This window comes from Methylobacterium sp. E-065, assembly GCF_022829605.1.
Classification (GTDB): domain Bacteria; phylum Pseudomonadota; class Alphaproteobacteria; order Rhizobiales; family Beijerinckiaceae; genus Methylobacterium.
Window position 1 is genome coordinate 121,456 of the sequence record NZ_JAKSYD010000106.1, and the last position, 10,887, is coordinate 132,342.

The following is a 10,887-nucleotide window of genomic DNA, read 5'->3' on the forward strand; positions in this document are numbered from 1 at the left end:
GAGCATCGACGGCCAGCTCGGCCGTGCCCCCACTCACCAATCGACCGGGAAACAAGCCGGTTCCGGCTCCGTTCCTCCCGACCGCCGCGTTAATCGACGGCGTTCGGCGGGTCCACCCAGCCAATCGCGCCGTCGCTGCGCCGATATACGACGTTGATGCGCCCGGTGCCAGCGTGGACGAACACGACCACCGGCGAGCCGGTGAGATCGAGGGCCGTGACCGCCTCGCCGATGGTGCGGCGCTGCAGCGTCCGGGTGCTCTCGGCGACGATCGGGGGATGCGCATCCCCTTCGGCCGGCTCGTCGTCGTCGTCCTCTTCCGGAGCGGCGAGAACCGCGTAGGCCGCCTCGACGGCCAGGTCGTTGCTCGGCCCGGTGGCGTGCTGCTTGAGCCTGTGCTTGTAGCGGCGCAGCCGGGTCTCCAGCCGCTCAGCCGTCTGGTCGAAGCTGGACCGCGCGTCGTGCGCGAAGCCGTTCGCCTCGATGGTCAGGCCGGACGTGAGATGCAGCACGCAATCCGTCCGGAAGGCGGTGCCATCCCGCCTCAGGGTGACGTGGCCGGTGCAGGCGTCGTTCATGTGCGCGTCGAGGTACTTGGCCTGTATCGCAGCCATGCGTTCCTCGACGCGGCCGCGCAGACTCTCTCCGAGATCCACGCCGTGACCCGTGACACGCAACGACCCCATGCTGCCTCCCCCGTTTCGATGCAGGTGGCCGAATTAGAGAGCCGGCTCGGGTTAAGTCAACGGAGCGGCTGATGGTTCGATCGCGCGCTTAACCCTGGGTTCAGCGGGAATGTCCGTATAGAGACCGATGCTAAGCGGGTCCCGACCGTACGGCGCCGGGCGCGGACATCGCTCCGGCGCCGTACGGTCGCCTGGGATCCGACCCGAAGCCTGCACAGCCGGGGACGGCGTGAGACACGAGAGACCGACCACCGCATGACGAGACACGCTCGCCAGCCCGTTGCCCTGAGCCGCCGCGTCGTGCTGGCGGCCGCCCTCGGCGCGGCCGCAGGCTCGCTGCCCGGCCCCACGCTGGCGGCCGATCCCGAGAAGGTGCCGGACCTCCCCCGCGCGGGCGAGGCGTTCGAGGCGAATACGCTGACCGATCTGGCCCGCGCCCGCTCCAAGGTGGCTTACGTCGGCCCCAAATCCGGCGATCTGCCGGCTTCCCTCAAGAACCTGTCGCGGGACGCCTACGAGGCGATCCGGCCAGCCGAGGGGCGCGGGATCTGGGCTGGGCAGGATATCGGCTACAGTCTCGAACCACTGTTGCGCGGCTCGATCTACGACACGCCGGTCACACTGTTCCTCGTCGAGAACGGCCTCGTACGGCCGGTTTCCTACGACAGGGCCTCGTTCTCGGCCCCGGGCTTCGATCTGCCCGACCTCACGGACGACGCCGCGTTCTCGGGTTTCCGGCTACGGGCACGCTTCGCTGACGGGGGTGCCCTGTCGGATTTCGCCCTGTTCCAGGGCGGCTCGTTCTTTCGCCTCGTGGCGGAGGGGCAGGATTTCGGCATCAACGCCCGGGCGCTGGCCCTCCGGCCGGCCGATGCCCGCGGCGAAGAATTCCCGCTGTTCCGCGCCCTGTTCATCGAGACCCCCGCTCCGGGGCAGCCGATCGTGATCCACGCGCTCGCCGAATCCGAATCCGCCACGGCGGCTTTCAAGCTTACACTCACACCGGGCCGGGAAGCCTCGGTGGCGGCGATCGACGGCACGGTCTTCGCACGGGCCGATCTCGATCATATCGGGCTCGGCGGCATGCAGGGCAGCTATCTGTTCGGGCCGCTCGACCGCCGCCACGTCGATGACCTGCGCGCCGCCGCGTTCTCGGTGGAAGGCCTGGCGATCCACAACGGCTACGGCGAGCCGCTCTGGCGCCCGGTGCACAACCCTGAAACCCTGCAGGTGTCGGCCTTCGTGGATCGCGGGCCCAAAGGCTTCGGCCTGATGCAGCGCGCCCGCGCGTACACCGATTTCGATGACGACCGGCGGCATTGGGAACAGCGGCCGTCCCTGTGGCTGGAACCGCTGGACGACTGGAACGAGGGCGCCGTCACGCTCCTCGAGATCCCGAGCGATTCCGAACTCAACGAAAACGTCTTCGCCTACTGGCGTCCCAAGGCGAAGCTCGCCAAGGGCGGGGAGATGCGCTTCCTCTGCCGCCAGCATTGGTCCAAGGGCTGGCCCGATCCGTTGCCGCCCGAGATCGCGCGGGTCAGCGACAGCCGCTGCGGACACGGCAGCACCGGCAACCGACGCCTGTTCGCCGTCGATTTCCAAGGCGACGCGCTGTTCGAGCCCGGGGACATCGACGTCGAACTCAGTGCCTCGGCCGGAACGATCACCCGGCAGGACCAGTACCGCTATGCCGGTCGTAAGACCCTGCGGATCGTGTTCGAGCTCGATCCGGGTAGTGAACGAGCCAGCGAGCTGCGCCTCGCCCTCCGGCGCGGACAAGTCCGGGCCAGCGAGACCTGGCTCTATCGCTGGACACCCTAAACCCCACTCTTTGAACGAGGATCAGCCACCGCCGTGCGATTGGACGAGACGATGACCCTGCCTCAGCCCGCGCTCCAGCCGGTCTCCGCGTCCGGCGCGGCGACGCCGGAGATCGGACCCGTGCTTCCGCCTGAGGCACCGCTGGCGATGCCGGTTCAGAACCTGTCGCGCTGGGACGCGACAGTCGCCCACCGACCCGCGCATCAGCGCCGCAGCCCCTGGCTTGCGCGGCTCTGGGTGTTCGGCGGCGCGTTGGCGCTCACGGCTTACGGCGGCTGGCAGATGGTCGAGACCGTGTCGGTCTCCGGCAGCCCGACCGCGCTCCAGCTCGCCCTCGTTGTCCTGTTCTGCCTGACGTTCTCGTGGATCGCGCTGGCCTTCACCAGCGGGCTGCTGGGCTTCGCGATGCTGCTGCGCCGCGAACGTCCGTCGCCGACGAGTCCGGCGGCGCTGACGACCCGGACCGCGATCCTGATGCCGGTCTACAACGAGGCGACGGCCCGCACCTTCGCGGGCGTCGAGGCGATGCGGGAGGCCGTGGAAGCGACCGGCCTCGGGCGGCATTTCGATTGGTTCGTGCTGTCCGATTCAACGCAGGCCGATGCCTGGATCGCCGAGGAGCGCGCCTTCCTCGACCTGCGCCACCGCCTCGGCCCGGACGCGCGCCTCTACTACCGCCACCGGCCGAAGAACCACCACCGCAAGGCCGGCAATATCGGCGATTTCGTCACCCGATGGGGCGGCCGCTACGACCACATGCTCGTGCTCGATGCCGACAGCCTGATGAACGGTCCGGCGATCGTGGCGCTCGCCGCCGCCATGGAGGCGGACCCGGATGCCGGCATCATCCAGACGCTGCCGCTGATCATCAACCGCAACACGCTGTTCGCCCGGCTTCAGCAATTCGCCGCGCGGATCTACGGCCCGGTGATCGCCGCGGGGCTCTCCGCATGGTCCGGCCGGGACGGTAATTACTGGGGCCACAACGCCATCATCCGGACCCGCGCCTTCGCGGAATCCTGCGGCCTGCCGGATCTGCCGGGCAAGCCCCCCTTCGGCGGCCATATCCTGTCGCACGACTTCGTGGAGGCCGCTCTGATCCGCCGGGCCGGCTGGGCGGTCTACATGCTGCATCGCCTGGAGGGCTCCTACGAGGAGAGCCCGCCATCCCTGATCGACGTGGCTGTCCGTGACCGGCGCTGGGCCCAGGGCAACCTCCAGCACGCCCGGGTGATCGGCGCCGCGGGCCTGCATCCGGCCACCCGCCAGCACTTCGCTACCGGGATCGCCGGCTATCTCGCCTCGCCGCTCTGGCTGCTGCAGCTGGTGGTGGGTATCCTGCTGGTCCTCCAGACCGCCACGGAGCGACCGGACTATTTCGGCGGTGCCGGCTTCTCGCCGGTCTTTCCGCGCTTCGACCCGGTCCGCGCGCTCCAGCTGTTCGGTCTGACCATGGCGGTGCTGCTGGCGCCGAAATTTCTGGGTCTGATCCTCGCCCTGCTCGACCGGTCGGTTCGGCAGGCCTGCGGCGGCGGCGGGCGGCTCGTCCTGTCCAGCTTGGTCGAGATCCTGCTTTCGGCCCTGGTCGCGCCGGTGGCGATGGTGGTTCAATCCGGCTCCGTTATGAGCATCCTGCTCGGGCGCGACACGGGCTGGAACCCGCAGCGCCGCGACGATGGCTCGATCCCGCTGCGCGACATCGTCGGCCGTCACACGTGGCACACGCTGCTCGGTGTCGTGGCGGGCATCTCGGCCTTCGCCATCGCGACCTCGCTGTTCCTCTGGATGAGCCCCACGATCGTGGGCCTGGTGCTGGCCATCCCGATCTCCTGGGCCAGCGGCCAGCTCGGTCTGGGACTGGCGCTCAAACGCCGGCGCCTGCTCGCCACACCGGAGGAGGTCGCACCCCCCGCAATCGCAACCCGTGCCGCTCACCTGGCGGCCCGCAACGTGGAAGCCGGGTTCGACGAGGCCGATTCCCTCGCCGTGCTCCACGCCGACCCGAACCTGGCCGAGACGCATGCCGACATGCTGCCGCCCGGTCAGCATCGGCTCCGTGGCGCGATCGACCCCGACCGAACCCTCGCCGCCGCCAAGATCGGCGAAGCCGAGACGGTCGCGGAGGCGCAGGCTTGGCTGACGCCGCGGGAGCGCATGGCGTTGCTGCACGATCCGGCCCTGATCGAACGATTGGTTCGGCTCGCTTGACCTGAACGCAGGGAGGTCACTGCGTCGCGGACCGCGCGAGACGATCCTGTGCCCGGGATCGTCCCAGCGGCTCCAGCCGTTCCGACGCAATTAACCATTCAGCCGGTAAATTCGCCCCGGTCCATCGATCCTGTCGACCGGAACGCGCCATGATTCTGCTGTTCGGTTTCCTGCTCCTTCCGCTGACGGTCGCCATCGTGCTGGCGCGGGGTGAACCTGTCCGCACAATCAGCTGCCTCGGCGCCATGGGCGTGGGCTGCGCGATCGCATGCCTCAGCCTGATCGGCTTGGTCCGTCACCGGACCTGACAGACCGGCTGCAATCAAAAGAAGCCGATCTGACGCGGACCACCCGACAAGGTGCGCCCGGCCCGGGCAACGAGTTGCGAGAACGCCAGGGCGGCAGCGGTCGCCTGCGCCCGCGATGGAAAACTCCGGCGCGACTCGGTGACCGTCTCGGCTGTCTCGTTCACGAGCACCCAGGACCACAGAGACCGATTGTTCTCGCGGATCTCGAACTGCACGAGGCGCCTGCCTTTCGAAGCATGCGACGGGAAAAGGATTACATTCGGCTGTGACATCGGGATGACACGCACAGTCCGTCGTCAAGATCCGCGCGGGCGGTGGGACAGGCGCTTCAGCCGATAGACTGAGGCGGCAAAGCATTCGCAAGATTTGATATGCGCGGCTTGTCGCGCTTTTCGTGAGAGAGTTGTGGGTTTCCGGCGGCGCCGATACGCTCATTGCTTCGGCCCCGCTCTCCGGGGCTTGTCCACAGATTGAACCTCTGGAACATTCCCGTTTCGGGTTGGAACCAGCCGTGGCGGATCGCCTCGCCGAGCCAACGCCACGTTTCCGGCGGCTTGGCAGGCCAGGCGCATCTCACCCAACAGTCACCCTTCCGATCGGAGACCGCATGAAAGCCGTGACCGCGCTCATCGCCGAGGAACTCGGCGTCGCCGAAGCGCAGGTGGCAGCCACGGTGGCGCTGCTCGACGGCGGGGCGACCGTTCCCTTCATCGCGCGCTACCGCAAGGAGAATACCGGCGGGCTCGACGATACGCAGTTGCGCAAACTTGAGGAGCGCCTGTCCTACCTGCGCGACCTGAACGACCGCCGCCGCGCCATCGTGGCGAGCATCGAGTCTCAGGGCCGTATGAACCCGTCCCTGGCCGCAGCCCTGGCGGGGGCCGATACGAAGGCGCGTCTCGAGGACCTGTACCTGCCCTTTCGCCCCAAGCGCCGCAGCAAGGCTCAGACCGCCCGCGAGGCCGGTCTCGAACCGCTGGCCCTGGCGATCTTGAAGCGCCCCGATCGCGATCCCGAAGCAGCCGCGACGGCTTACGTGTCCGTCGAGCGCGGCGTGGCCGACGTGGCTGCGGCGTTGGAGGGCGCCCGGGCGATCCTGATCGAGAACTTCTCCGAGGATGCCGACCTGATCGGCCGCCTCCGGACGGATTACTGGCGCAGCGGCCAGCTCATCTCCAAAGTCCGCAAGGGCAAGGCGAACGAGGGGGCGAAGTTCTCGGACTACTTCGCCTGGAACGAGCGGCTGGATCGGATGCCGTCGCATCGTATCCTGGCGATCTTCCGTGGCGAACGCGAGGAAATCCTGGACATTGTCTACGCAGCGGACGGCGAAGACTCCCCGCCCGGGATTCCCGGCCCGTTCGAGACAGCGATCTGCCGGCGTTTCGGTGTCGCGGCGTCGGGCCGTCCGGGCGACGCATGGCTCCTCGAAACCGTACGAACCGCCTGGCGCACCAAGATCCGCACCGGGATCAAGCAGGACATGCGTACCCGGTTGTTCGAACGCGCGGAGGACGAGGCGGTCAAGGTTTTTGCCGGCAACCTGAAGGACTTGATCCTGGCCGCACCGGCCGGGGGTCGGCCCACGATGGGGCTCGATCCGGGCTATCGCAACGGCGTGAAGGTCGCGGTCGCGGACCGGACCGGCCGGATCGTCGCGGTCGAGACCACCTATCCGCACGAGCCGCAACGCCGCTGGCGCGAGGCCGTGGCCTCGCTCGGGCGGCTCTGTCGTCTTCACGGCGTTGAACTCCTCGCCATCGGCAACGGCACCGCATCCCGCGAGACCGAGCGGCTGGCCGCCGAGATCGTCGCCGAGAACGCCGACCTGAAACTCGTCAAGGTCACGGTTTCGGAGGCTGGCGCATCGGTCTACTCGGCCTCCGAGATCGCGTCGCGTGAATTGCCCGATCTCGACGTGTCCCACCGCGGTGCGGCTTCGATCGCCCGGCGCCTGCAAGACCCCCTGGCCGAGCTGGTGAAGATCGATCCGAAATCCATCGGGGTCGGGCAGTATCAGCACGATGTCAGCGAGGCGAAACTGTCGCGCTCGCTGTCGGCGGTGGTGGAAGATGCTGTGAACGCGGTCGGAGTCGATGTGAACACGGCCTCCCCGGCCCTGCTGGCACAGGTGTCCGGACTCGGATCGGCCCTGGCGGACAGGATCGTGACGCACCGGGACACGCATGGCCCGTTCCGCTCGCGGGCCGCCCTGAAGGCTGTGCCGGGCCTCGGTCCGAAGACCTTCGAGCTGGCCGCGGGCTTCCTGCGGATCCGCGCGGGCGACGATCCGCTCGACGCGTCCGGCGTCCACCCCGAGGCCTATCCGGTGGTGCGGCGGATCCTGCAGGCGACCAAGAGCGACATCCACGTTCTGCTCGGCAACACGGCAACCCTCGCCAAGCTCAACCCCGAAAGCTTCGTCGATGCGCGGTTCGGCCTGCCGACTGTGCGCGATATCATGACCGAGCTGGAGAAGCCGGGCCGTGATCCGCGCCCCGGGTTCAAGACCGCACATTTCGAGGAAGGCGTCGAGACGATCGGCGACCTGCGGCCGGGAATGCAATTGGAAGGCGTGGTCACCAACGTGGCGGCGTTCGGCGCCTTCGTGGATATCGGCGTCCATCAGGACGGCCTCGTCCACATCTCCGCGATGGCGCGCCGCCGGATTGCATCGCCCACCGAGGTGGTACGCATCGGCGAGGTGATCCGCGTCCTCGTGCTCGGCGTCGACGTCCCGCGCAAGCGGATCGCGCTGTCGATGCGTCTCGACGATCCCGTGGAGACGCAGGCTCCGTCGCGACCCGCGAGGGACGCACGATCCGAACCGCGGCCGGCGCGCCCGCCCGCAGCGCCGGAGGCCACGCCGAGCGGCCCGCTCGCGGATGCGCTCCGCCGGGCGGCCTCATCCCCGCGACGGCGCTGACCCGCCGCCCACGACGCACGTGAAACGGCCGAGACGGGCAGGCCCTCGGCGGGAGTGATCTGATGTCATCGCCAGCGACGTACGAAGCCGATCCCAGCCCGATGATCGGGCCTGCGCGCCTGATTCGAGCGGCGTTCGAGGGGGCCGATATGGCCGCCCGGGCTGACGCGATCCTGACGCAGGCCGAAAGCGGTGACCTTGAGGCTGGTACGGCTCTCGATCTATCGACCATCCTGTTGCTGATGCATCGCTTCGAGCCTGCTCTGCAGCTGCAGAACGAGGTCCTGCAGAGCTGCCGGCATTTCCAGCTTCAGGCAAACGGGTACGACGCAAAAACGCGTGTGTTGGTCATCGTCACGGCGGGCGACCTCATGGCCAACACGCCAGTCGACTTCCTGTTGGACCACCCGAGTTTCCGGCTCGAATACCTGTTCGTTTTCCCTGGGGAGGCGGTTCCTGCAACTCTACCCGATCACGACGTGTGCATCGTCGGCGTTGCGTATTCCACGGCGAACGAGCCGGTGCTCGAAGCCTTGGCCAGTGCGGCGTCGCACTGGGACCGCCCGGTGGTCAACCATCCGCGCCACGTGCTCAAGACATCCCGGCACGGGCTGGCCGAAGCGCTCGATGGGGCGGAGGGCCTCCTGATCCCGCGCGTCGTCCGCACGACGGCCGCAGAGATCATCGCCGTGGCCTACCAGCCGCCGGCGCATCTCAGCTTTCCGGTGCTTATCCGGCCGATCGATACCCATGCCGGCAATGCGCTGCAGAAGATCGATCGCAGCGAGGATCTTGCAGCGTATCTCCAAAACACCGAAGCGGCGACGTACTACATCACGCAATTCTACGATTACAGCGGGCCGGATGGGCTGTACCGGAAGCTCCGGATCGTCCTGATCGATGGCGTCCCGTTCCTGTGCCACATGGCGATCCGGGATCATTGGATGATCCATTATCTGAATGCGGGCATGAGTGCCGATGCCGCCAAGCGCAGCGCCGAGGCCGCGGCGATGGCCGAGTTCGACGCTCTGTTCGTTCCACGCCATCGGACGGCTTTCACCGAGATCCATCATCGGACCGGGCTCGACTACCTGATCCTGGATTGCGCCGAGGGTCGCGATGGCCGGTTGCTCATCTTCGAAGGCGATACCGGCATGGTCATCCACGACATGGATCCGGTGGAACTCTATCCCTACAAACGACCGCAGATGCACAGGGTCTTCGCCGCCTTCCAGCGCGCCGTCCAAACCAGGGCCGAGGGCTCGACATAGCACGTCGGCGCGTCGTCTGACCCAAACGCAGCGCTGCGCCGGCAATCGATGCACTCACGCATCCGGTGGCGTTATGTATTGCTCGTTTTTCTTCATAGTCTCAATAAATCTAAGTATTAGTGCACTTGTGAACGACACATCCAAAGTCGCACTGTCAGAAAACACAGATTCCCTCGATACATACCGGCGATTACAGAAAATATTAATCAAGATACCGGTGAAAAATTAAGGATCGTCTCGCTTACTTGCAAACGCCGTCTCGCTTTAACGCGAAAGAAACTTCTGCGGCCGCATTACTGCGGCACCCGAGAAACGGGTGGTACTTAATCAGAAAGATCTTCGATGTCCTCCATCACCCTGTCGGCCGCCACGCGTCAGAACCTGCTCTCGCTGCAGGACACGGCGGCCCTGACCGCGACCACCCAGAATCGCCTGTCCACCGGCAAGAAGGTCAATTCGGCCCTCGACGATCCGCTGAGCTTCTTCACCGCTCAAAGCCTCGACAACCGGTCCAACGACCTGAACAACCTCCTCAATGGCGTCAGCAACGGCGTGCAGGTCATCCAGGCCGCCAACCAGGGCATCACCAGCATCCAGAAGCTGATCGACAGCGCGAAGTCGCTCGCCAATCAGGCGCTGGCCAGCAAGAACTACGCGACCGCGGCAGTTTCCGGGTCCACGACCTCCACCACGGGTGGAACCTACACGGCTGCGACCACTGGCACCACGACTGTAAACTTTACGGTCGATGGCGTCGCGAAGACTGCGACGCTTGCAGCTGGAACGGGTGCCAGCAATGCCACGACCGCCAGCGACGTGACGGCGGCCATCAGCGCCCTCAACACCGCCGCCGGCACGAACGCCTTCTCCGCGGATGCGACCGGCACCAAGATCGTGGCGGCTTCGTCCACGAATGCGGTCACGTTCGACACGACGAACGGTGCGAAGATCGGCTTCGCGTCCGGCATCACCGGAACGGCCGGCACGCCGGCTTCGGGCGATGCTACTCGTACCAGCCTTGCCAGCCAGTTTAACAACCTGCTGACGCAGATCGACCAGTTGGCCTCCGATGCGAGCTACAACGGCGTCAACCTCCTCGGCGGCGGCGGCTCGAACCAGCTCAAGATCCAGTTCAACGAAAACGGAAAGTCGAATCTTCAGGTCCAGGGCGTCGATTTCTCGTCGTCCGGCCTCAATCTGTCGGCTGTCGCCACGTCGGGCGCCAACTCCAACTTCCAGGCGGATACGGATATCACTGCCGTCCTGACCAAGCTCGACAGCGCCTCTTCGACGCTGCGCGCTCAGTCCGGCACCTTCGGTTCCAACCTGACCGTCGTGCAGAACCGCCAGGACTTCACCAAGCAGCTGATCAACATTCTCGGCACGGGCTCGGCGAACCTCACCAACGCCGATCTCAACGAGGAGGCCGCCAACTCGCAGGCGCTGTCGACCCGTCAGTCGATGGGTATCTCGGCCCTGTCGCTGGCAAACTCCGCGCAGCAGGGTGTGCTGCAGCTCCTGCGCTAGAGCTGTTCCCGGTCAGGTAGCGACGGCCAAGTCGTCCTCGTAGCCGGCTGCGGCGAGGTAGTTGCGACACTCCTGCGGAGTGAAGCGCGTGAATGCCTGACGGATCTCCGCCCAGAGATCCGGGATCGTGCGGGCTG

General features: G+C 66.8%; 8 protein-coding genes and 1 pseudogene. 6 read left to right on the forward strand and 3 right to left on the reverse strand.

Annotated elements, in window-relative coordinates; all coding sequences use genetic code 11:
• Nucleotides 1-89 precede the first annotated feature (89 nt).
• Entirely contained in the window at nucleotides 90-686 is a 597-nt protein-coding gene (hpf, locus tag MKK84_RS12525; RefSeq protein WP_243920145.1) for a ribosome hibernation-promoting factor, HPF/YfiA family, read from the reverse strand.
• Between the two features lie 255 nt (nucleotides 687-941).
• On the opposite strand from hpf, the gene MKK84_RS12530 reads away from it, so the two are divergent.
• The 3 genes from MKK84_RS12530 to MKK84_RS12540 all read left to right on the forward strand — a co-directional run bounded on the left by MKK84_RS12530 (nucleotide 942) and on the right by MKK84_RS12540 (nucleotide 5,026).
• The gene (locus MKK84_RS12530; protein WP_243920147.1) at nucleotides 942-2,510 is read left to right on the forward strand and encodes a glucan biosynthesis protein D; all 1,569 of its coding nucleotides are present in this window, start codon (nucleotides 942-944) and stop codon (nucleotides 2,508-2,510) included.
• A gap of 51 nt (nucleotides 2,511-2,561) precedes the next feature.
• Nucleotides 2,562-4,718 (forward strand): glucans biosynthesis glucosyltransferase MdoH, encoded by a 2,157-nt coding sequence (mdoH, locus tag MKK84_RS12535; protein ID WP_243920148.1) that lies wholly within the window; start codon nucleotides 2,562-2,564, stop codon nucleotides 4,716-4,718.
• 149 nt (nucleotides 4,719-4,867) lie between these two features.
• Nucleotides 4,868-5,026 (forward strand): hypothetical protein, encoded by a 159-nt coding sequence (locus MKK84_RS12540; protein ID WP_243920150.1) that lies wholly within the window; start codon nucleotides 4,868-4,870, stop codon nucleotides 5,024-5,026.
• 14 nt (nucleotides 5,027-5,040) lie between these two features.
• On the opposite strand, the gene MKK84_RS12545 is transcribed toward MKK84_RS12540, so the two are convergent.
• The gene (locus MKK84_RS12545) at nucleotides 5,041-5,241 is read right to left on the reverse strand and encodes a hypothetical protein (RefSeq protein ID WP_243920152.1); all 201 of its coding nucleotides are present in this window, start codon (nucleotides 5,239-5,241) and stop codon (nucleotides 5,041-5,043) included.
• Nucleotides 5,242-5,633: 392 nt separating this feature from the next.
• On the opposite strand from MKK84_RS12545, the gene MKK84_RS12550 reads away from it, so the two are divergent.
• The 3 genes from MKK84_RS12550 to MKK84_RS12560 all read left to right on the forward strand — a co-directional run bounded on the left by MKK84_RS12550 (nucleotide 5,634) and on the right by MKK84_RS12560 (nucleotide 10,750).
• Nucleotides 5,634-7,952: a Tex family protein gene (locus MKK84_RS12550; RefSeq protein ID WP_243920153.1), complete on the forward strand. Its 2,319-nt coding sequence runs from the start codon at nucleotides 5,634-5,636 to the stop codon at nucleotides 7,950-7,952.
• 62 nt (nucleotides 7,953-8,014) lie between these two features.
• Complete coding sequence (locus tag MKK84_RS12555; protein ID WP_243920156.1) at nucleotides 8,015-9,223, forward strand: hypothetical protein; 1,209 nt, start codon at nucleotides 8,015-8,017, stop codon at nucleotides 9,221-9,223.
• Nucleotides 9,224-9,565: 342 nt separating this feature from the next.
• Nucleotides 9,566-10,750 carry a flagellin gene (locus MKK84_RS12560; protein WP_243920158.1) on the forward strand — a complete coding sequence of 395 codons (1,185 nt, stop codon included), beginning with the start codon at nucleotides 9,566-9,568 and terminating at the stop codon, nucleotides 10,748-10,750.
• Between the two features lie 12 nt (nucleotides 10,751-10,762).
• Here MKK84_RS12560 and MKK84_RS12565 read toward each other — a convergent pair.
• Nucleotides 10,763-10,887 (reverse strand): annotated as a pseudogene (locus tag MKK84_RS12565) (IS630 family transposase); the annotation flags it as partial.

Coding starts and splice junctions, on each gene's coding strand:
- hpf (WP_243920145.1), bottom strand. CDS start 686: ATGGGGTCGTTGCGTGTCACGGGTCACGGCGTGGATCTCGGAGAGAGT.
- MKK84_RS12540 (WP_243920150.1), top strand. CDS start 4,868: ATGATTCTGCTGTTCGGTTTCCTGCTCCTTCCGCTGACGGTCGCCATC.
- mdoH (WP_243920148.1), top strand. CDS start 2,562: ATGACCCTGCCTCAGCCCGCGCTCCAGCCGGTCTCCGCGTCCGGCGCG.
- MKK84_RS12530 (WP_243920147.1), top strand. CDS start 942: ATGACGAGACACGCTCGCCAGCCCGTTGCCCTGAGCCGCCGCGTCGTG.
- MKK84_RS12555 (WP_243920156.1), top strand. CDS start 8,015: ATGTCATCGCCAGCGACGTACGAAGCCGATCCCAGCCCGATGATCGGG.
- MKK84_RS12560 (WP_243920158.1), top strand. CDS start 9,566: ATGTCCTCCATCACCCTGTCGGCCGCCACGCGTCAGAACCTGCTCTCG.
- MKK84_RS12550 (WP_243920153.1), top strand. CDS start 5,634: ATGAAAGCCGTGACCGCGCTCATCGCCGAGGAACTCGGCGTCGCCGAA.